The 21417-nt window shown below is 71.7% G+C and carries 16 protein-coding genes; 8 read left to right on the forward strand and 8 right to left on the reverse strand.

Annotation, left to right across the window (positions count from 1 at the left end; genetic code table 11):
- Positions 1 to 19: 19 nt before the first annotated feature.
- Complete coding sequence (locus MUY22_RS29420; RefSeq protein ID WP_247049894.1) at positions 20 to 403, forward strand: VOC family protein; 384 nt, start codon at positions 20 to 22, stop codon at positions 401 to 403.
- Positions 404 to 473: 70 nt separating this feature from the next.
- Here the strand turns inward: MUY22_RS29420 and MUY22_RS29425 are convergent, their stop codons facing one another.
- On the reverse strand, positions 474 to 1412 hold the full coding sequence (locus MUY22_RS29425) for a PfkB family carbohydrate kinase (protein WP_247049896.1): 939 nt from the start codon (positions 1410 to 1412) through the stop codon (positions 474 to 476).
- An 80-nt stretch (positions 1413 to 1492) separates the two neighbouring features.
- The gene (locus MUY22_RS29430; RefSeq protein ID WP_247049898.1) at positions 1493 to 2065 is read right to left on the reverse strand and encodes a TetR/AcrR family transcriptional regulator; all 573 of its coding nucleotides are present in this window, start codon (positions 2063 to 2065) and stop codon (positions 1493 to 1495) included.
- Positions 2066 to 2132: 67 nt separating this feature from the next.
- On the opposite strand from MUY22_RS29430, the gene MUY22_RS29435 reads away from it, so the two are divergent.
- Positions 2133 to 3077 carry a DMT family transporter gene (locus tag MUY22_RS29435; RefSeq protein ID WP_247049900.1) on the forward strand — a complete coding sequence of 315 codons (945 nt, stop codon included), beginning with the start codon at positions 2133 to 2135 and terminating at the stop codon, positions 3075 to 3077.
- On the opposite strand, the gene MUY22_RS29440 is transcribed toward MUY22_RS29435, so the two are convergent.
- Positions 2975 to 3409: a DUF6292 family protein gene (locus tag MUY22_RS29440; RefSeq protein WP_247049902.1), complete on the reverse strand. Its 435-nt coding sequence runs from the start codon at positions 3407 to 3409 to the stop codon at positions 2975 to 2977. The genes MUY22_RS29435 and MUY22_RS29440 overlap by 103 nt on opposite strands.
- A gap of 232 nt (positions 3410 to 3641) precedes the next feature.
- Between MUY22_RS29440 and MUY22_RS29445 the strand changes: the two genes are divergently transcribed.
- Positions 3642 to 4022: an ATP-binding protein gene (locus tag MUY22_RS29445; protein ID WP_256474699.1), complete on the forward strand. Its 381-nt coding sequence runs from the start codon at positions 3642 to 3644 to the stop codon at positions 4020 to 4022.
- A gap of 208 nt (positions 4023 to 4230) precedes the next feature.
- Positions 4231 to 6837 carry a hypothetical protein gene (locus MUY22_RS29450; RefSeq protein WP_247049906.1) on the forward strand — a complete coding sequence of 869 codons (2607 nt, stop codon included), beginning with the start codon at positions 4231 to 4233 and terminating at the stop codon, positions 6835 to 6837.
- 4 nt (positions 6838 to 6841) lie between these two features.
- On the opposite strand, the gene MUY22_RS29455 is transcribed toward MUY22_RS29450, so the two are convergent.
- Positions 6842 to 7933 (reverse strand): SGNH/GDSL hydrolase family protein, encoded by a 1092-nt coding sequence (locus MUY22_RS29455; RefSeq protein ID WP_247049907.1) that lies wholly within the window; start codon positions 7931 to 7933, stop codon positions 6842 to 6844.
- A gap of 290 nt (positions 7934 to 8223) precedes the next feature.
- On the opposite strand from MUY22_RS29455, the gene MUY22_RS29460 reads away from it, so the two are divergent.
- Both MUY22_RS29460 and MUY22_RS29465 read left to right on the forward strand, forming a co-directional pair.
- Positions 8224 to 12312, forward strand: a complete 4089-nt coding sequence (locus MUY22_RS29460) for a SpoIIE family protein phosphatase (RefSeq protein ID WP_247049909.1) — start codon at positions 8224 to 8226, stop codon at positions 12310 to 12312.
- Positions 12312 to 12605 (forward strand): STAS domain-containing protein, encoded by a 294-nt coding sequence (locus MUY22_RS29465; protein WP_247049910.1) that lies wholly within the window; start codon positions 12312 to 12314, stop codon positions 12603 to 12605. The genes MUY22_RS29460 and MUY22_RS29465 overlap by 1 nt, the downstream gene beginning before the upstream one ends.
- Positions 12606 to 12650: 45 nt before the next feature.
- Here the strand turns inward: MUY22_RS29465 and MUY22_RS29470 are convergent, their stop codons facing one another.
- Both MUY22_RS29470 and MUY22_RS29475 read right to left on the reverse strand, forming a co-directional pair.
- Positions 12651 to 14705 (reverse strand): septal ring lytic transglycosylase RlpA family protein, encoded by a 2055-nt coding sequence (locus tag MUY22_RS29470; RefSeq protein WP_247049912.1) that lies wholly within the window; start codon positions 14703 to 14705, stop codon positions 12651 to 12653.
- Positions 14706 to 14831: 126 nt separating this feature from the next.
- Complete coding sequence (locus tag MUY22_RS29475) at positions 14832 to 16139, reverse strand: RICIN domain-containing protein (RefSeq protein ID WP_247049914.1); 1308 nt, start codon at positions 16137 to 16139, stop codon at positions 14832 to 14834.
- Between the two features lie 193 nt (positions 16140 to 16332).
- On the opposite strand from MUY22_RS29475, the gene MUY22_RS29480 reads away from it, so the two are divergent.
- Entirely contained in the window at positions 16333 to 17325 is a 993-nt protein-coding gene (locus MUY22_RS29480) for a glycoside hydrolase family 26 protein (protein ID WP_247049916.1), read from the forward strand.
- A 36-nt stretch (positions 17326 to 17361) separates the two neighbouring features.
- Here the strand turns inward: MUY22_RS29480 and MUY22_RS29485 are convergent, their stop codons facing one another.
- Complete coding sequence (locus tag MUY22_RS29485; RefSeq protein ID WP_247049918.1) at positions 17362 to 18477, reverse strand: GDSL-type esterase/lipase family protein; 1116 nt, start codon at positions 18475 to 18477, stop codon at positions 17362 to 17364.
- A 121-nt stretch (positions 18478 to 18598) separates the two neighbouring features.
- Between MUY22_RS29485 and MUY22_RS29490 the strand changes: the two genes are divergently transcribed.
- On the forward strand, positions 18599 to 18988 hold the full coding sequence (locus MUY22_RS29490) for a hypothetical protein (protein WP_247049920.1): 390 nt from the start codon (positions 18599 to 18601) through the stop codon (positions 18986 to 18988).
- A 3-nt stretch (positions 18989 to 18991) separates the two neighbouring features.
- On the opposite strand, the gene MUY22_RS29495 is transcribed toward MUY22_RS29490, so the two are convergent.
- Positions 18992 to 21400 (reverse strand): glycoside hydrolase family 2 protein, encoded by a 2409-nt coding sequence (locus MUY22_RS29495; RefSeq protein ID WP_247049922.1) that lies wholly within the window; start codon positions 21398 to 21400, stop codon positions 18992 to 18994.
- Positions 21401 to 21417 lie beyond the last annotated feature (17 nt).

Below are 21417 nucleotides of genomic sequence, written 5' to 3' on the forward strand. Positions count from 1 at the left end.
GCTCTGGCAGGGTGACGTGATGGCCTGCCGCATCAGCGAAATCGTCATCGACGCCCGGGACCCGGAGACACTGGCGAAGTTCTGGGCCGCCGTGCTCGGCTACGTCGAGATCGGCCGGGAGCCCGACGGCATCGAGATCGGCCCGCCCGGCACCGGCTTCGGTGGCCCGCAGCCGACGCTCGTCCTCGGCGTCGGCGGGTCGGGCAAAGCGGCGAAGCTGCCGCTGCACCTGGACGTCAGCCCCACCGACCGGGACCAGGACGCCGAACTGCGCCGGCTGCTGGAGCTGGGCGCCAGACCGGCCGACGTCGGGCAGACCGGCGACGAGAGCTGGCACGTCCTGCAGGACCCGGAGGGCAACGAGTTCTGCCTGCTGCGAACCCGCGTCGACCCGGTGGCCTGAGCGGCAGTCCGAAGTGGACACCGCCGGACCGACGGGGTGGCCGGCCCCGCGCGCTGGGCCGGAACCCCGGTCAGGCCTGGACTTCTTCGGCGTGCTCCGGCCGTAGGCGGTCGAGGGCCGGGCGGCTCAGGCGGGGCCGGCCGCCCGCGTGCTCGGTCGTCGCCGCGGCTGCCGCGACCGCGAGGCAGGCCGCCGTCTCCAGCGGACGCCGGCGGGTCAGCGCCGCCGTGAGCGTCGCGACCAGCGCGTCTCCCGCTCCGGTGGTGTCGACGACGTCGGTCTCGACGTCCGGGACGAACCAGGTGCCGTCCGGCCCGGCGAACAGAGTGCCCTGTCCGGACACCTCGAGCACGACCAGCGACGGCCCGCGCCGCCGCAGTTCGGCCGCGGCGCGGACGGCCGTCTCGAGGTCCGCCACCGGTTGCCCGGTGAGCGTCTCGGTCTCGTGGGCATCGGCGCGCACGACGTCGGACAGGGCGAGCAGTTCGTCGGTCAGGTCCGGGTCTTCCGGCGCGCCGTCCAGCACGACGCGGGTGCCCGCGGTGTGCGCCAGCCGCGCGGCCAGCAGTGCCGCCGGCGCGGGCTGCTGCAGCTGGACGATCAGGGAGCAGGCGGCCGAGATCGGCGCGGCGGCGGCGGCGACGTCGGTCTCGGTCACCAGCGTGGCGGCCGGGATGTGCTCCAGGTAGCGGCGGCGGCCGTGCTCGTCGACGACGTCGACGATCAGCGCCGTCTCGGCGCCGCGCCGGCGGACCACGTGCGTGGTGCCGATGCGGTCGGCCCGCGCCCGCGCGCGCAGCGCGTCGCCGACGAGGTCTTCGCCGACCACCCCGACGAGCGACACCGACGTGCCCAGCTGGCTCAGGGCCACGGCCTGGTTGGCGCCCTTCCCGCCGAGCACCTCCTGCCGGTGCTGCACCTCGGCCGACGACCCCGCGTCGGGTGCGTCCGGGACTTCGACCACCAGGTCACGAGCGACCTGGCCGACGACCACGACTTCGCTGGGCATGTAGTGCCTCCTCGGCTCCGCAGGTCGGCTACCCCGCGCCGTGAGCACGGCAAACCGCTCGTTCGGGTAGGTGAGCCGGCTCAAGCGGCCTCGAGCACCCGCGCCGCGGCGTCCCGCGCGTGGGCGTACGGGTGCTCGAAACCGTGCATCCCGTCGGTGACGAGCGCCCCTTCGTGCAGCAACATGAGGGTCCGGGCGCTCGAGCGCGGGTCGGCGGCGCCGGCCGCGGTGGTGATGGTCGTGAACAGCTCGAGCATCCACGCCTTCTGGTCGACGATCACCCGGTAGGCGGGGTGGGCCGGGTCGTTGATCTCGGCGTGGGCGTTGATCATGCTGCAGCCGTTGCCGCTGTAGCGGACGGCCCACCGGGCGGAGGCGTCGAACACGGCGCGGAGCCGGGCGGCGGGGTCGTTGCCCGCCGCGTCCAGCAGCGGGGCGAGGAACGCGCGCCACCGGCTGTCGCGCTCGCGGAGGTACTCGACGACCAGCCGTTCCTTCGAACCGAACCGGTCGTAGAGCGTCTTCTTCGTGACCCCGGCGCGCTCGGCGATCAGGTCGACGCCGACCGCGTGGATGCCGTGCGCGTAGAACAGCTCCTCCGCCGCCGCCAGCACCGCGCGGGCCTTGGGCGTCCACTCGATCACCTCGTCCATGACCGGAGACTATACCGATCGGTGTAGTCTTGGGCCAATGACTAAACAGATCGGTATACCCGGCTCGGTGGTCGGGCTCGGCGCGCTGTTCGTCGCGTGCTGGTCGTCGGGCTTCATCGGCGCGAAGCTCGGGGCCGCGGACGCGCCGGTCGCGACGGTCCTGATGTGGCGGTTCGTGCCCCTGGCGCTGCTGCTCGCGCCGTGGCTGGTCCGCTCGGGTGCCGGCGGGAGAGCGGGGCTGGGGCGGCAGATCCTGGTCGGAGTGCTGTCGCAGTCGGGGTACCTGCTGACCGTCTACTGCGCCATCGGCCTGGGCGTGAACACCGGGACGACGGCGTTGATCGACGGCGTCCAGCCGCTCGTCGCCGCCGCCCTCGCCGGGCCGCTGCTGGGCGTCGCGGTCAGCGGACGGCAGTGGGCCGGACTGGGTGTCGGCGCGGCCGGGGTCGCCCTGGTGACCTGGTCGGACGCGACGTCGGGGCACGGCACGCCGCTGTGGGCCTACCTGGTGCCGTTCGCCGGGATGTGCTGCCTGGTCGCGGCGACCTTCCTCGACCGGCGCACCCGCGACCGCCCGTCGCCGGTGCGCGCGGTGGCCATCCACTGCGCCACCTCGGCCGTCGTCTTCACGGCCCTGGCGGTGGCGACGGGCACCGCGCTACCACCGGCGTCGGCCCGCTTCTGGCTGGCGATGGCGTGGCTGATCGTCTTCGCGACGTTCGGCGGCTACGGGCTCTACTGGCTGCTGCTCGACCGCGTCGGCGTCACGGCCGTCAACACGCTGATGTTCCTGGTGCCGGCGGCCACCACGATCTGGGGCACGCTCGTGTTCGGCGAGCCGTTCAGCGCGTGGACCGGGACCGGGCTCGCCCTGGCGCTGGCCGCCACCTGGCTGGTCTCCCGGCGGCCTCAGAGCCGCGAGCGGGCGGTGTCGGCGACACGCGGAGTCCCGCCGTGCCACCGCACCGGCGTGGCCGGCGTCCGGCGCCGTTTCGACGGCGGTTCGGCGTAGCGGTCCAGCAGGACGCTGAGCCGGTCGCCGTCGCACTGGCGGCGGATGAGCCGCTCGCCGCGCGCGGCCAAGGCGTCGAGGGTGAAGTCGGCGACCGCTCGCGGGGCCGGCCGGACCTCGCCGGGGAACGTGGCGACGACGTGCATCGAGCCGGATCTGCCCTCGGCCGCCGTCAGCTGCCAGCCGTGGCGGCGATCCCAGGTCAGGAGTTCGGGTTTCGCGGGGCCGTCGGCCGGGCGGCCCGCGAAGCGGATCTGGCCGTACAACGGTTCGGCGGGCTCGACCGCGGCGTCCTCGTTCAGCAATCCGAGTTCGGTGGCGACGGCGCGCAAATAGGGGACTAGTGCGGTTTCGTCCGAGAAGTCGGTGTTCATCGTTCACCTGCCTGATCTTCGACGATGTCCGTCGACTACCCGTTTTTCCGGCGGATACGCACGAAATCGTCGAACGATATTCCTGAGCTGATGCGTCCGTTCGTGCGATGTTGGTGCGGCCGCGTGTGAGAGGCGTCAGGCTGGGGGAATCAGAGGGTGTTCCGATCACTGCGGGGGTGCTGAGAACGTGATGCGTGAGAGCTTCGACTTCGACGTGAATCCGAGAGAAATCAGGCTCGTGCGATCGTGGGCGCGCGAGCGGCTGGCGGCGGCCGGCGATCTCCCGGACGAAACGATCACCGACATCGTGCTGATCATGAACGAACTGGCCACGAACGCCGTCCGGCACGCCGCCGGGCCGGCGCGGGTCCGGCTGCTGCGCTCCGACTCCGCGGTCTGGGTCGGGGTCGAGGACGCGGGCGGCGCCGCCTGGTTCGACCCGGCCGTGCCGCTGCCCACCCCGATCGGCACCGGACTGACGCTGGTCGCCGCGTGCTCCCACCGTCGCGGCCACTTCCACCGCGGCGACGGCGGCCGGACGGTGTGGGCCGAAATCCCCGTCGCGTCCTGACGTCGACCGCTCGGCGGTCCCAAAGGTAGGAACTCTGCGCTGTCAAGAGTGGCAGTGCATCTTGTCCTGCCTTGTCGCGTGACGTCCGTTTTCCGTGACACAGAGCCGGTTCACGTGCGCGAACCGGTTGGTCCGGGGTATCCCTCTAGGTAGCGAGTCCGGCTATATTCATCAGATGTCTGCCCTCTGACTCAGCCGGAGAACCCCGATGCGAATCGCCACTGTCGTCGCGCACCTGGTCACCGCCGCAGCCGTTGTCGCGGCTGTCGGCGCCACTCCCGGAAGACCCCCGGACGTCCTCTACGCCGCCCCTGCCGGGCACGGCTCCGCCTGCAGTCCCGCCGCCCCGTGCGCCCTCCCCGCCGCTCGTGACCGGGTCCGCGACCTCGTCCGGCACGCCCGCGGGGACGTCGTGGTCGAGCTGCGCGGCGGCACCTACTCGCTGACCACGCCGTTGCGTCTTGGCGTGCAGGACTCCGGCACGCCGGGCCACCGCGTCGTCTACCGCGCGGCCCCCGGGCAGACCCCGGTCTTCAGCGGCGCGCTGAAGGTCGGAGGTTTCCGGAAGACGGACGCCGCCAAGAACATTTACCGCGCCCCGGTGCCGAAGGGGACCGCGAGCCGCGAGCTGTTCGTGAACGGCGTCCGCGCGCAGCGGGCCCGCACGGCCCAGGACCCGGGCGGGTTCTCCGTGTCCGACACGGGTTTCACCACCGCCGACGCGACCTACACGTCCTGGACGAACGCGCCCGGCGTCGAGGTCGTCGCCAACAACGGCTGGAAGCAGCTGCGCTGCCCGCTCGCCTCGATCATGCCCGGCGCCGCGGGCGGGTCGGCGCTGACCGTCGACCCCGGGTGCTGGAACAACAACCACAACTCCGTGCCCGACCCGAGCTTCCCCTTCAACGGCGCCGGCCTGCCGAGCCTCGACCGCGTGACCTGGCTCGAAAACGCCTACCAGCTGCTCGGCACGCCCGGCCAGTTCTACCTCGACGGCGGCGCCGGTTACCTCTACTACGTGCCCCGGCCCGGTGAGGACCTCGCCAAGGCCGACGTCGAACTGCCCGTCGCGCCGGAGCTGCTCGACCTCGCCGGCACCCCCGGGCACCTCGCGCCGCTCAACGACACCGACTGGCGCGCGACCTACACCGGCGCCTGGAGCTACTCCAACGGCCGGCACCTGGGCGACCTCGGCGCCGACGTCCACTACACCCAGAACGACGGCGACGCCTTCAGCTACACCTTCACCGGCACCGGGCTCCAGGTCCTGACCGAGACGAACACGGACGAAGGCGACCTCGACGTCTACGTCGACGGCGTCAAGAACCAGACGGTGTCGGCGAAGAGCACCGAACGGCTCGCGCAGCAGGCCGTCGTCTCGGTCACCGGGCTCGCCAAGGGGAAGCACACGGTCCGCGTGGTCAAGGCGGGCGGCGACTACCTGCTGATCGACGGCTTCACCGTCATCCCCGACGTCGTCGCGCCGGTGCACGACATCGCCTTCGAAGGGATCACCTTCGCCTACACGACCTGGACCGCCCCGAGCACCGCGGGTTACATCGACAACCAGGCCGGCATCCTCTGGGACCCGGTGACCCGCACCCCGACGCGGATCCCCGCCGCCGTGCAGGTGCACCGCGGCGCGCGGATCGGGTTCACCGGCGTGACCGTGCAGCACACCGGGACCAGCGGCATCGACCTCGCCGACCAGACCCAGGGCTCGGCGGTGTCGGGCAGCTCGATCACCGACATCGGCGGCAGCGGGGTCGCGGTGGGCGAGGTCGACGACTACTACCAGACCCAGCCCGCGCTGATGACCAGCGGAAACAGCGTCTCCGGCAACACCGTGCAGCGGCCGGGCCAGGAGTACCAGGACGCGGTCGGCGTCTGGGTCGGCCACAGCCGCGGGACCACGTTGTCCCACAACGACATCGGCTACACGCCGTATTCGGGCGTGTCGATCGGCTGGGGCTGGGGCTGGGCGTCGAGCTGCGCGCTGCAGGCCCAGCAGGGCCTGGCTGACCCGTGCCTGCACGGCACGACCTACACCGGTGACAACCACGTCGTCGGCAACCACGTGCACAGCGTGATGGGCGTGCTGTTCGACGGCGGCCCGGTCTACACCCTCGGCGGGCAGGCGTCGCCGTCGGAGTTCGTCGGCAACGTGCTCGGCGAGTGCGTCAACGGCTGCAACATGATCTACCACGACGAGGGCAGCTCGCTGTGGAACACCCACGACAACGTGGTGGAGTTCAGCAACGGCTCGCTGTGGCTGAACCTGTGGACGCCGACCATCCACGACGACTCGATCCACGGCAACTTCACCGACACCGACCGCTACAACAACAACGGCACGGCCATCGACCTCACGCCCTCCACGGTGGTCACCGACGGCCGCTGGCCGCCCGCCGCGCAGGCGATCATCGACGCGGCCGGGCCGGGCACCCCGCCCGGCACGGTGCTCGACGACGACGACCTGCGGATCTCCTACACCGGGAGCTGGTCCTCGAGCGGCTCGCGCACCTACGGCGACCTCGAAAACGGGGTGCACTACACCCAGCAGGACGGTGCTTCCGCGTCGATCACCTTCACCGGGACCGGGATCAGTCTCCTCACCGAGACCAATTCCGACGAAGGGGATATCGGCGTCACGCTCGACGGTGCCGACAAGGGCACCGTCAGTGCGAACACCACCCAGCGGCAAAGCCGATTCCCCGTTTATTCGGTGACCGGGCTCGCCGCCGGGCGGCACACGCTGACCGTTGCCAAGAAGAGCGGAACCTATTTCCTGGTGGACGGCTTCCGCGTCGAATAGCGGTTCAGTGGTTCAGCAGCCGCAGGTCGACCGCGTCGGCCATGGCCTGCATGCCGGCTTCGTTCGGGTGGATGTGATCACCCGAGTCGAAGCCGGCCCGCAGTGCTCCGGGATCGGAGGGGTCTTGCGTCGCCTGGTCGAAGTCGACGACGCCGTCGAACTGCCCGCCGGTGCGGATCCAGGCGTTCGCCGCCTGGCGGATGGTCTCGCCGTGCTCGCTGTAGCCGCCGGATCCCTTGTCCGGCAGCATGGTCGCGCCGATGATCCGCACGCCGGCCGCGTGTGCCTGGCGGATCAGCTCGCGGTAGCCGTCGATCAGGTGCTGCGCGGTCAGCGGGACGCCGCCGGGGCCGGCGTTGTTGCCGATGTCGTTGATGCCCTCCAGGAGGATCACCGTCCGGACACCGGGTTGCGCCAGCGCGTCGTGGGCGAACCGCTTGAGGGCGCTGACGCCCTGCCAGATGTTCGGCACGTCGGTCAGCACCCGGTTGCCGCCGATCCCGGCGTCGACCACGGCGCTCGGGTGCGGCCCGGCCAGCCGGCGGGCGAGGTCGTCCGGCCAGCGGCGGTACGCACTCGCCGGGGTGTTGTAGCCGTCGGTGATGGAGTCGCCGAAGGCCACCACGGTGCCGCGCGCGGCGGGGGAGACGACGTCCAGACCGGACAGGTAGTACCAGGAAGTCGTTGCGGCGACGTAGTTCCCGTCTTCGGTGTCGGCGGCGAAGTCGCCCGGTTTCGAGAGGTAGGAGACGTCGAACGCGTCGGAGTGCCAGGTCGCCGAGCTGGTCGCCTGGGGCAGGTACAGGCTCACGAGCAGGTTCTGCTCCGCTTGCACGGACAGCGGCACCGGATCGCTGACGACCTCCTGGCCCGCCGGGATCGTGAACGTTTTCGCGTGCGAGAACGTCACTGCGTGCCCGGAGCCCGCGACGGCGGTCGCCTCGCCGGCCTGCAGCGCGAGGCTCACCGCGCCGACGGCGAGGGGAGTGGTGCCGCGCAGGTTGGACAGGTGCACGCGTAGGGCGGCACCGCCGACGCTGGGGTGCACGACCATCCGCAGCGTCCGGTCGGTGAAGTTCGGGCCGCCGATCGTCATGCTCGGCGACCAGGCCGAAACCCGGTGAACGGCGGACGAATCAGTTTCGGCAATGGCGGTGTTCGTGCTGCCCGAAATCAGCAATACTATGGCCGCCGTCGCCGGCAAAGCCCTTTTGGTCATCACGGGAAATCACCTTCTTCGGTGGGGAGGCCACAGTTTTACCGCGCGTTTCCGGAAATGACCAGCGGCGGTGGTGCGGGACCGGTTCGTGCCCGGCCCGGCCGGGCCGTAGAGTTCGAGGAGACGGCCGGCGACCGGCCCGGGTGCACCGTGAGGGAGGGGCGTACGTGGCCGGTTCCGACGACGTGTTCTTCGCCGACGGCGACGTCGGCCGCGACCTGGCCGCGGTCGACTGGGCGGCGACCCCGCTCGGCCCGCCGTCCGGCTGGCCGCAGAGCCTCCGGACCGCGGTGGACATCCTCGTGTCGTCCCGGTTCTCGATGTGGATGGCCTGGGGCCCGGACCTGACGTTCTTCTGCAACGCCGCCTACCGGCGCGACACGCTGGGCCGCAAGTACCCGTGGGCCCTCGGGCGCCCGGCAAGCGAGGTGTGGGCCGAGATCTGGGACGACATCGGCCCGCGGATCGCCACCGTGCTCGCCACCGCGCAGGCGACCTGGGACGAGGCCCTGCTGCTCTACCTGGAGCGGTCCGGTTATCCGGAGGAGTCGTACCACACGTTCTCCTACAGCCCGCTGCGCGACGACGACGGCGTCGTGGTCGGCATGCTGTGCGTGGTCAGCGAGGACACCGACCGCGTCATCGCCGACCGGCGGCTCTCGACGCTGCGCGACCTGGGCTCGGACCCGGCCGTCGTGCGCACCGAGCAGCAGACGCTGGCCTTCGCCGGCCGGCAGCTCGACCGCAACCGGCGCGACCTGCCCTTCACGCTGACCTACCTCTTCGGCGACGACGGCGTCGTCCGGCGCGCGGCCGCCACCGGCATCGCCGCGGACCACCCCGCGGCCCCCGCCACGCTCGCCGCCGGCGATCCCGCCGCGGTGTGGCCGGCCCCGCCCGGCGGCGAATCCGTGCTCGTCGACCTGGCGGCCTTCACCGAGCTGCCCGCGGGCGACTGGCCGGAACCGCCCACCCAGGCGCTGCTGGTCCCGCTGGCGGGGCAGGGCGGCACGCCGTACGGCTTCCTGGTGGCCGGGCTGAACCGCTACCGCGCGCCGGACGAGAGCTACCGCGGGTTCGTCGAGCTGGTCGCCGGGCACCTCGCGGCCGGCATCGGCGGCGCCCGCAGCTACCACGCCCAGCAACGGCGCGCCGAGGAGCTGACCGAGCTCGACCGGGCCAAGACGGCGTTCTTCTCCAACATCAGCCACGAGTTCCGCACCCCGCTCACCCTGATCATGGGCCCGCTGGAGGAGCTCCGGGCCCGCGTCGGCGGCACCGACGAGCGCACCGGCCGGGAGCTGGACGTCATCCACCGCAACGGGCTGCGGCTGGGCAAGCTCGTCAACACCCTGCTGGACGTCTCCCGGCTCGAGGCCGGCCGCATGCAGGCCCGGTTCGAACCGGTGGACCTGGCCGAGGTCACCGCCGAGCTCGCGGGGGTGTTCCGCTCCGCCATCGACAAGGCCGGGCTGCGCCTGGACGTCGACGGCCCGCCGCTGGGCGAACCCGTGTACCTCGACCGCGGCCTGTGGGAGAAGGTGATCTTCAACCTGCTGTCCAACGCGCTGAAGTTCACCTTCGACGGCGCCATCACCGTCACGATGCGAGCCGACGGGGACCAGGCGGCCGTCACGGTCGCGGACACCGGGATCGGTGTCCCCGAAGGCGAGCTGCCCCGGTTGTTCCAGCGGTTCCACCGCATCGAGAACGCCCGCGCCCGCTCCACCGAAGGCAGCGGCATCGGGCTGGCGCTGGTCCAGGAGATCGTCGACCTGCACGGCGGCACGATCACCGCGAGCAGCGTCGAGGGCGCGGGCACCACCTTCACCATCCGGCTGCCGTTCGGGTCCGCGCACCTGCCCGCGGAGGCGCTGGTCCCGGCGGGTGGCCGCACCGAGGCCCCGGACGCCACCGCCTACGTCCACGAAGCCCTGCGCTGGCTGCCCAGCACGCCCGACGCCGACGGCGAGCCGCGGCCCCTCTCGGCTCCCGCGTCGGCGACCCGGGTGCTCGTCGCCGACGACAACGCCGACATGCGCGAGTACCTCACGCGGCTGCTGAGCGACGCCGGTTACCAGGTCGACGCGGTCACCGACGGCCAGGAAGCGCTGGAAGCGGCCCGGGCGACGGCGTTCGACCTCGTGGTCAGCGACGTCATGATGCCCCGGCTCGGCGGCCTCGAGCTGGTCGCGGCGCTGCGCGACGACCCGCGCACCGCGTCGATGCCGGCGCTGCTGCTGTCCGCCCGCGCCGGGCAGGAGGCCTCGATCGAAGGCCTGCGCGCCGGCGCCGACGACTACCTGATCAAGCCGTTCGCGGCGGCCGAGCTCCTCGCCCGGGTGCGGGCCAACGTCGAGCTCGCGCGGCTGCGCACGCACCAGGCCCGCTGGCGCACCGCGCTGGTCGATTCGCTGCAGGAGGCCTTCTTCGTCTGCGACGCCGACGGCGCGGTGATCGAGATCAACGCCGCGTTCACCGACATCCTCGGCTACAGCACCGACGGGCTGCCCTACCACCCGGTGCACCCGTGGTGGCCGAGCGCCGAGACCGATCCCGAAGGCTATCGAGCGGTCGAAGGGGCGTTCGCGACCCTGCTCGGCCGGACCCACGGCACCTACACGATCCCCGTCACCCACCGCGACGGCCACCGGCTGTGGGCGCGCGCCGCGTTCGCCCAGGCCCAGGACCCGGACACCGGGCGGGCCGTCATCGTCGGCACCTTCCGCGACGTCACCGCCGAGCACTACGCGATCCAGCGCGACAGCGCTCTGGCGTCGATGAGCACCCGGCTGGCCGAGGCGACGACGCTGACGGACGCGATGGCCGGCGCGCTGAGCGAGCTGAAGGACCTCTGGCGCGCCGAAGGTGTCGTCGCGTCGGTGTTCGGCGCCGGTGACGAACCCACGCGGACCTACGCCGACCCGCCCGTCACCTGGGAAAACCTGCCTGACGACCAGCGCCGCGCGCTCGGCGAGCTGCGGCAGGGCTCGCTGCTGGCCCCGGTTTCCGGCCACACGTGGTCCGGGACCGTGCTCGAACACCCCCACGGCCGGCTGGCGCTGCTGATCGACCTGGGCGACCGCCGTCCGTTCACCGACGAGGACCGGCTGCTGCTGTCGCTGCTGGCCGGCCACATCGGGCCGAGCCTGGGCCGCGCGCACCAGATCGACCAGCAGCGCGAGACCGCCGTCGCCCTGCAGCGGGCCATCCTCGGCCCCGCCGACCTGCCCACCGGGTTCGCCGTCCGCTACGAACCCGCGACGCGGCCGCTGGAGGTCGGCGGCGACTGGTACGACACGGTCACGCTGGCCGACGGGCGCATCGGGATCGTCGTCGGCGACTGCGTCGGCCGCGGGCTGCACGCGGCCGCCGTGATGGGGCAGCTGCGCAGCGCGTGCCGCGCGCTGCTGCTGCAGGACCCGCGGCCGGCGCACACGCTGATGGCCCTGGACCAGTTCGCGGCCAAGCTCGACGGCGCGCTGTGCACCACCGTCTTCTGCGGCGTGCTCGACCCCGGGACCGGGCAGCTGACCTACAGCACGGCCGGGCACCCGCCGGGGATCCTCGCGCTGTCCGACGGCGAAACGCTGCTGCTCGACGGCGGCCGGTCGCTGCCCCTCGGCGTCCGCCCCGGCCGTACGCGCCCCGAAGCCGTCCAGACCATCCCGGCCCGCGCGACCCTGCTGCTGTACACCGACGGTCTCGTCGAACGCCGAAAACGGTCGCTGGACGAAGGAATCCAACGGGCCGGGCAGGTCCTGCACGACGGCCGGGTGAACGCGGTCGAGGACCTGGCCGGCGACCTCATGCGGAGCTTGGCGCCCACCGCGGGCTACGACGACGACGTCGCCCTGCTGCTCTACCGCCACCCCGGGCCGCTGGAGGTGAGCTTCCCGGCCGAGGCGGGCGAGCTCGGCCGCGTCCGCAAGACGTTGCGCACCTGGCTCGGCCAGTGCCAGCTCGACGCCCAGCAGGCGCAGAACGTCCTGGTCGCCGCGGGCGAAGCCTGCGCCAACGCGATCGAGCACGGCCACCGCGACACCCCGGGCGACGTCGTCCTGCTCCGCGCCGAAGCCTTCGCCGACAGCCTGCGCCTCACGGTCGCGGACACCGGCCGCTGGAAGGCGGCGGACGCGGCCCCCGGTTCCTCCCGCGGCCACGGCATCACGTTCATGCGCGCGATGATGCAGGAGGTCACCATCAACACCACCGCCACCGGCACCACCGTCGACATGCTGACCAGGATCGTGTGATGACCACTCCGCTTTCACTTGTCCCGCAACGACGTCCCGACGGCACCACCGTCCTGGCCGCCGGCGGTGAGATCGACATGAGCAACGCCCCGGCGCTGGCCGCGGCGCTCGAGGAGACCACGGAACTGCTCGTCCTGGACCTGACGGACGTCGAGTACCTGGACAGCGCGGGCATCGCCGTGTTGTTCGACCACGCCGACCACCTGGAACTCGTGGCTTCCCCGTTGCTGTCCCCGGTTCTGACGGTGTCCGGGCTGAGCGAGGTCGTGAAGGTCCACCAGCCTCGCCAGTGACCCGGGGCGCGCGTCGACCTCCCGCCGACGCACGCCCCGGGTTCGTCAGCCGACCTTCTGGATCTTCGCGTTGCGGATGAGCTGCTTGCCGGCTTCGTGGATCTGGTTGAAAGCCGTGTTGTTGAGCAGGGCGCAACTGCCGGAGGTCGAGGTAACCGGGACGGTGATGGACTTGCCGTTGTCGAGGTTGGTGACCTTCAGCATGGTCCCGGCGGCGAACTGATTGCTGGACGCCGCGGGGGAGCCGGCCTCACCGGAGAGGGTGACGGTGGAGCCGGCGCAGACGGTCTCGGCGCTACCGGAGGCCTGGGTCTGGGTCACCTCGGCGCCATCGGTACCGGCCTGGTCGCCTTCGGCGGCTTGGTTGCCCTTGTCGGCCTCGGCGTTCGCGCTGGCTTGGTCACCTTCGGCGGCCTGGGCAACACAGTCGACCGCGACGGCGGCCGCTTGGTCCACGGCCGCCTGACCGGCGGCGTCCTTGGCGTTCGCCTTGGCCTTGCCCTTGTCCTTGGCCGCACCCTTCTGATCGGCTGCGCCGTTCTGGTCGGACGCACCGTCCTGCTGGGCCATGCCGTTTTGGTCAGCTGCCTCGCTCTGGTCGGCGGCCATGCCGTTCTGGTCTACCTGGGACTGGTCCGCCATGCCTTGCTGATCCGCCATCCCGTCCTGACTGGCTGCACCGTCTTGGCCGGCCGCACCCTTTTGGCCGGCTGCGCCGTTCTGGCCGGACGCACCGTTCTGCTGGGCCATGCCGTTTTCGTCGGCCGCACCGGTCTGGCCGGTGGCCATGCCGTTCTGGTCGGCCGCCGCGTTGGGATCGGCCTGGGCCACACAGCTCAGGACGGCCGCGCAATTCTGGAGGGCGGCCGCGTTCTGGGCCGCCGCGTCCTGCTGGCCGGCCGTGCCGTCCTGCGCCGCACCGTTTTGGCCGGCGGCCTCGTTCTGAGCGGCTGCCTGGTTCTGGTCGGCCATGCCTTGCTGGTCGACCTTGCCGTTCTGATCGGCCATCCCGTTGTGGGCGGCGCCGCTCTGGTCGGCGGCCTGGTTCTGGTCAGCCGTGCCCTGCTGAGCGGCTATACCGTTCTGATCGACCGCACCGTTCTGCATGCCGTTCTGGTTGCCCATGCTGTTCTGGTCTGCCGCGCCGGCTTGGCCGGTAGTTGCGTTCTGCTGGGCCATGCCGTTGGTGTCCGCGGTCGCGGCTTCCTGGGTCAGGCACTGCTGCACGACCGCGCACGCCTGGTCGGCCGCCGCGGCTTGGTCCGCTGCCGCGGCTTGGTCGGCTGCTTCGGACTGGTCCGCCGCGCCGTTCTGGTCGGCCATGCCGTTCTGTGCCGCGCCGTCTTCGGCGGCTGCGCCGTTCTGGGCAGCCATGCCGTTCTCGGCCGCGCCGTTCTCGCCGGTCGCATTCTTCTGAGCTGCACCGTTCTCGCCCGCAGCCGCGCTGTTCTTGCCTGCTGCGCCCTTCTGGGCTGCGCCGTCCTTGCTCGCCGCGCTGTTCTCGCCTGCGGTACCGTTCTCGCCTGCGGCACCGTTCTCGCCTGCGGCACCGTTCTCGCCTGCGGCACCGTTCTCGCCTGCGGCACCGTTCTCGCCTGCGGCACCGTTCTCGCCTGCGGCACCGTTCTCGCCTGCGGCACCGTTCTCGCCTGCGGCACCGATCTTGCCGGCCGCGCCGTTCTTGCCCGCCGCGCCGTTCTGCTCCGCGTCCTCGGCCTGGCCGGCCAGGCCCTTCTGGTCGGCCACCGCGACCTCGTCCGCGGCTCCGGCTACCGCCGCGCAGTTGACCGCCGCCTGGGTGGCCGCTACCGCTCCTTGGCAGCCCGCGTCCTGCCTGCGTTGCTGGATCTGGTCCACCACCGCCTGGCGGTTGGCTATGCGGGCCGGGGACTGGGCGTCCGGCGTCAGCTGCTGGCTCGCGATGAAACCCAGGTTGTTCTGCAGTGCCGTGTCGAGCCCCGTGCAGTTCTCCGTCGCCGCGTTGCTCGCCGGGCTGCTCAGGGCGATCGCCGTCGCGGTCGCTCCTGCCACTCCCAGCAGGGCGACGAGTCCGATCGTCGCCGGTTTGCGGTGTCGTCCGGACGTGCGCAAGTGGGGCATCAGCCCCTCCTTTCGGGTCGCCACCTCACCACTGCACACGGCGGGAAACCCCGGGCGGTTCAGCCGGATTTGCCCCACTTCTGTCCACTGTGGACCATGTCAAACCGGCGTGATGAAAACCGGGTTTCAGCGCGAGTGCGCGGCGAAGAACCGCCACATGAGCGTGTTCGCGTCGATCTCGTGGGTGGTGTTGCCGTTCTCCGGCTTGGCCTGCGGGGAACCGGGCCAGGTGTGGCCGCCGTCGGCTACGGTGTAGAGCTGCACGTCGCAGTACGTCGTCAGCGTGACGTGCGTGCTCACCTGGGTGGTCGACGGGCCGGTGCCGCAGCCGTCGATGGACGCCCAGCGTTGCTGCGCCACCGGCACCGAGTACTGCCAGAGGTCGGTGCCGCCGCCGTCGTACGGGTTGGTGGCGTCCTGCTTGCCGTGGAACGCGATCACCGGGACCGGCACGCCCGGCCGGCAGGACGCCGGATCCGGGACGGACGTGTTCCCGGGTGTCGGCCGGCCCGCGCGCAACCCGGCCACCGGGGCGATCGCGGCGATCCGGTCGGGCCGCGCGCACGCGAACGCCGACGTCATCCGGCCGCCGCCGGAGTAGCCGGTGAGGTAGGTCCGGTGGGGGTCGGCGCAGAGCGTGCCGGTGAGCGTCGTGATGACCTGGTCGAGGAAGCCGACGTCGTCGCGCGCCCCGGCCGGTGGCGTGCCGACGCCCGGGACGTTCCACGAAAGGCCGCCCTGGTAGGAGATCGCCCCTTCGGGGAACGCCGCGAGGTAGCCGTCGGCGGACGCGGCCATGTTCGAGTAGCTCAGCTGGCCGGCGCCGGTGCTGCCGCTGCCGTGCAGGTTGAGCACGAGCGGCGCGCTCGCCGGGGCGTTCGCGGGGACGTAGACCGTGACGGGGTAACGCTTTCCGGCGTAGTCGACCGGGACGACCGACTGTCCGGGGGTGCGCTGGCAGGCCGGTGGCGGACCGCCCGGGAGCGTCCACCGCTGGTTGGTCTGGTTGTTGCACGTCCACAGCTGCAACGGCGTGCCGTCGGTGCTCGACTGGCCGGTGACGTCGAGGCACCCGGCCGTCGCCGGGTTGACGAGCCGGCCGGAAGTGCTGTCGTAGCTCCACTTCTGGTGCGTGTTGCCCAGGCAGCTCCAGAGCTGGATCGGGGTGCCGTTCGCGGCCGAGCCGCCCTGGACGTCGAGGCACTTCCCGAGCGCGCGGATCGTGCCGTCGTCCTGGACGGTCCAGTTCTGCGCGCCGGACCCCGTGCACGTGCTCAGCCGGACCCGGGTGCCGTCGGCGGTCGCGCCGCCGGTGACCGTCGCGCACTTGCCGGCCAGGCCCGTGAGCGGGCCGGCGGTCGCCGCGTGCGCCGCGGGGGCGGCGCAGAGGGCGGCGGCCGCGATCGCGAGGACGAGGATGGGTTTGAAGGACAAGGCGAACTCCGCTCCCGAGATCAACCGCTTAAGCACTGGTCTTGCCAGTAGAGCAGCGGTGTTATTGCCGGTCAATGATTGTCAATGAGCAGGACAAGCCTCGGTGGATTGTCACGGGATGTCTTGACAGGGGATACGTCGAGGCTGTCATTCTTAAGCGCTTAATACGTCCTCACCGCAGAGGAGTCAGCCTGTGTCCCCACGCTTGCGCAAGACTCGCACCATCCTCGCCGCGGCCGCGCTCGTCGCCACGGCCTTGGCCACGCCCGGCGCCGCCGTCGCCAGTCCCCGGGCCGGCGGCACCCTCAACTACCTCAAGCAGATCTCCGGCCAGTACACGATCGCCGGGCAGCACAACAAGGAACCCGCGAACCAGCCGTCGTTCTACACCGGCAAGGCGCACGACATCACCGGCCAGTACCCGGGTCTGTGGGGCGGTGACTTCTTCTTCGGCGGCTCGGACGTCGCCAACCGGCAGGCGGTGATCGACCAGGCCAAGCTCGAATGGAGCCACGGCGCGGTCGTCACGATGACCTGGCACATGTGCCCGCCCACCCAGGGCAGCTCGTGCGACTGGTCGTCCGGCGTGATGAGCAAGCTCAGCGACGCCCAGTGGAGCGAGCTGATGACGAACGGCTCGAACCTCAACAACCGGTACAAGGCACGGCTCGACGAGATCGTGCCCTACCTGCAGCAGCTGCAGAACGCGGGTGTCCAGCTGCTGTTCCGGCCGCTGCACGAGCTCAACGACAGCTGGGCGTGGTGGGGTGGGCGCCCGGGCCTGGGCGGCAGCGCCGGCCTCTACCGGATCACCCACGACTACCTGGTGGGCAAGGGGCTCACGAGCATCGTGTGGGACTGGGCGGTCAAGGACGTCAACATGGGCTCGATCGCGAGCTACTACCCGGGTGACGCCTACGTCGACGTCGCGGCGCTGGACGTCTGGATGAAGGCGAACTCGTCCACTTCGGACTACCAGGCGATGCTGAACGTCTCGCACGGCAAGCCCATCGCGCTGGGGGAGACCGGGACGATCCCGTCGCCGGAGCTGCTGGCGTCGCAGCCGAAGTGGACGTACTTCATGGAGTGGTCGGAGTACCTGCAGGGCAGCAACTCCAACGCGGCCATCCAGCGCACGTACTTCGACGGGCGCGTGCTGGTGCTCGGCGAGATGCAGCGCGGCTGACGTCCCGGGTGCCGGGAGGTGCTCCCGGCACCCGGTTCACCGCAGCAACCGCTGGATGACTTCGGTCATCGCGCCGGCGAGGAGGTTTTCGCCGGTGACGTTGGGGTGCTGGTGGTCGCCGGCGTCGTACTCGGCCGCCATGCGCGCGGGGTCCGCCGCGGAGCGGAGCACCGCGTCGAAGTCGGCGAACTCGTGGCCCGACGTCCGGATCCAGTCGTTCACCGCACGGCGGATCCGCTCCCGGTCGCCGGCCGGCCCGGGCGCCATGGGCGTGATCGTGGCGAGCGCGACGCCGAGCCCGGCCGCGGTCGCCCGGTCGACGAGCTGCCGGTAGGCGTCGATCTGCTGCGCGGCCGTGGGCAGCTCGCCGAGCGGCGCGTGCTCCCCCGGGAGACCGATGTCGTTGCCCGCGTGGGCGAGCATCACGTGGGTGACGCCGGTGGTGCCGAGGACGTCGTCGTCGAACCGGGACAGTCCCGACCGGCCCCAGGACGGGTGGGCCGCCGGGGCGTCGTGCCGGATCCGGTTGCCCGGGATCCCGCGGTTCAGGACGGCGATCCGAGCCTCGGCGGGAAACCGGGCGGCGGTGAGCTGCGGCCAGCCCATGGTGGTGATGGACGCGCCGAAGCACACGATCACCGCGGCGGCCTGCGCGCCGGCGACCTCGACGGCGCGCAGGAACGGGCCGCCGGACGGCAGGGACCACCCGGTTCCCTCGGACGCGAGCCCGGTCTCGGCCGCCGGGAACCGCCGCGACCCCACGACGTCTCCCGGGGTCGTCGAACGCTGGAACCGGAAGCCGTTCGCGGTCGCGTAAGGCGTCGGCTCGGGCAAATACAGGTCGACCTCGACGTGGTCGCCGTGGCCGACGGCCAGCTCGACCGGGTCGGTCCACCGCGACTCGCCGGCCGGGATCTTCGTGGTGCGCTGCCCGTCGAAGGTGACGTCGAGCCAGTGGCCGCCGACGCCGATCGCGCCGTGGCCGATCACGGCGGGCTCGTCCCCGAACCGGTTGCTCAGCTCCGCCCGGACGTGGTGGCCGCCGATGCTCGCGGGCACTGTCATGCGGACGGTGACGTCGGCGAAGGGCGGCTCCTCGTCCTCGCCGCGGAAGTCCGTCATCGCCTGGGTCCACGTCGGCTGCCATCGCATGCCGCCAGTCTGGAACGGCGTTCCATAGATGTCAAGATCGCGCGGGGCTACGACCATCGCACTATCGGATGTCAGTCTTCGGTGCGATGCCGGGACGGGGTGCCGGCTCTACCGTCGGGGCATGGACATCAGGGGAGTGGCCGGGACGGTGGTTCTCTGCGGCGCGCTGGTCGGCGTCGCCGGGTGCTCGAACCCGACCGGCAAGTCGTGGGCCATCACCTACGAGGTGACCGGGCAGGACAACGGGACGCTGGCGAAGGTCGGCTACGCGAACTCGCCCGACCGCTACAAGGACGAGGTCGCGCAGCAGAGCGTCCAGGGCCCGGTCGGCGTGCCGTGGAAGCAGGACGTGGTGGTGGCCGCCGGTCAGAAGGCGGAGATCACCGCCACGCCGACCGGCGGCCTCACGCTCACCTGCCGCATCCTGCTGGACGCCCAGCGGGAGCTGGCCCGGGCCACCGCGCCGGGGCCCGGGCAGCCGGTGTCGTGCGCGAAGACCACCGACTCCTGACCCTCAGTCGTTGAGGCAGCGCAGCACGGGACGCGCGGTCAGCCGCGCCGGATCGAGCTGGTAGCGCGTCGACACCCGGATCGTCGCGTGGTCCCCGGGCAGCAGCGTGAGCAGGCACTGGTCGGCTTCGGCGTCGGGCGCCAGCCGGTCGGCGAACACCGCCAGCTCGTGGACCAGGGACCGCGCGGTGACGGTGACGTCGTAGCCCGTCGCGGTCCGGGTGACGGCGGTGTCGAACCGGGGCTCGGGGTAGGCGATGTCGAGGTCGGCGGCCAGGAACCGGAGCGCGCGCTCGGCGCCCGTGTCGGCGACCAGCAGTTCCCGTGCCGGGTCCCCGGCCACGCCGACGTCGCCGAACGGCAGTGTCACGGTGTCGCGCGGGGGCACCCGGACCGTGGTGCCGGTCTTGGCGAGGATCTCGCCGTCCACGGTGAGCCGGCGCAGTTCGAGGGGGGCCTCCCAAGCGGACGCGGAGTCGTTGACCAGGATCGCGGCCGGGCCGCCGTCCCGCTCCTGGATGGTGATCAGGCGGTCGGCGTAGGCCTCGCGCAACGCGTACCAGAGCGGTTTGCGCCGCTCGGCGCCGTCGATCGCGCTCCACGACGTCACCGGCCAGCAGTCGTTGAGCTGCCAGACGATCGTGCCCATGCAGCGCGGCCGGTGGCCGCGGAAGTGCTCGATCCCGGTCCGGATGGCGCGGGCCTGGGTCACCTGCGTGAGGTAGTGCCAGTCCTCTGTGGACGTCGGCGCGGCGAAGTGGTGCGCGAGCCCGCGGGCGAGCTTCCCGTTGCCGTCCTTGGCCTTCTGGTGGTGCCGGATGCCCGGCGACTCCGGCGTCAGCGGGTCGTCGTGGACGGCCGCGGTGAGCGTGGCCCAGACGGGCGGGGCCTGCCAGCCGAACTCCGAGACGAACCGCGGGACGCGTTCGAGGTAGCCGCCGAAGTCGCGCTCGTTCCAGACGTCCCAGAGGTGCACGCAGCCGTGGTCGTCGTCCTGGGTGTCGCGGTCAGGGGTGCCGGACCACGGACTGCCGGGGATGTAGGGCCGCGTCGGGTCGAGTTCGGCGACGATGCCGGGCAGCAGGTGCTCGTAGTAGCCGGCGCCCCAGTCCCGGTCGGCGAGCTCGGTCTGCCAGCCCCAGTGGAACCAGCCCATGTAGTTTTCGTTGTTGCCGCACCACAAGGCGAGTGACGGGTGCGACGCGAGCCGGACGACCGCCTCGCGGGCTTCGGCCTCGACCTCGCCGCGCAACGGTTCGTCCTCGGGGTAACCGGCGCAGGCGAACAGGAAATCCTGCCACACCAGCACCCCCCGCCGGTCGCAGGCCGCGTAGAAGTCGTCGCTTTCGTAGATCCCGCCGCCCCACACGCGCAGCAGGTCGATGCGGGCGCCGATGGCCTGCTGGACGCGGCGGTCGTAACGGGCCGCGTCGATCCGGTGCGGGAAGCAGTCGTCGGGGATCCAGTTGGCGCCGCGGACGAACAGCGGGACGCCGTTGACGCGGAAGGTGAACGCGCCATCCAGCTCGTCGAGTTCGATGGTGCGGAAGCCGATCTCCCGCGACCACGTGTCTACAATGGACCCTTCCGGCGTTTCGAGGGTGACGGTGAGCGGGTACAGCGGCTGCTCGCCCATGCTGTGCGGCCACCACAACCGCGGCTGCTCGGCGGTCACCGTCAACGCTGATCCAGCGGGCCCGACCACTTCGGCCCCGGCCACCCGGGCCCGCAGCACGAGGTCGTCCGAGCCGTCGACCTCGGCGTGGATCTCGACGACGCCGTCGCCCGAGGGGGTGACCGACACCAGCGGCCGGACCTGACGCAGCCGGCCGACGTCCCAGACGTCGAGGGCCGCGGTCTTCCACAGGCCCGCGGTGACGAGCTTCGGCCCCCAGTCCCAGCCGAAGTTGCAGGCCATCTTGCGGATGAAGTTCGACGGCTCGTCGTTGCCCAGGTTGGGCAGGTCCCCGAGGCGACGGCGTTCGGCGCGGGCGTAGCGGACCGCGGAGCTGAACGTGACGGCGAGGGTGTTGCCGTCGGCGAGCAGGTCGGTCACCGGGACGCGGTAGGAGCGGTGCATGTTGACGGTGGTGGCGATGACGTGGTGGTTCAGCTCGACCTCGGCGACGGTGTCCAGGCCGTCGAAGACCAGCTCGACCACACCGGGCGCCTCCGGGCGGTCGAACGTCGTCTCGTAGCGCCAGCCGGTGAGGCCGATCCACTGCAGCTCGTTCTCGTTGCGGTCGAGGTAGGGATCCGGGATGAGCCCGGCGGCGAGCAGGTCGGTGTGCACCGTGCCCGGCACGGCCGCCGGGATGCCTTCGGCGAGCCGGCGGGCCAGCTCGATCGGGACGTGGGTCAGAGGTCCGCAGGCGCGCAGCGTCCAGTCGTGGGCGCCGAGGTCGATCCGCACGAGGTGGGTCCCTTCTG

Source organism: Amycolatopsis sp. WQ 127309, from assembly GCF_023023025.1.
GTDB lineage: Bacteria > Actinomycetota > Actinomycetes > Mycobacteriales > Pseudonocardiaceae > Amycolatopsis.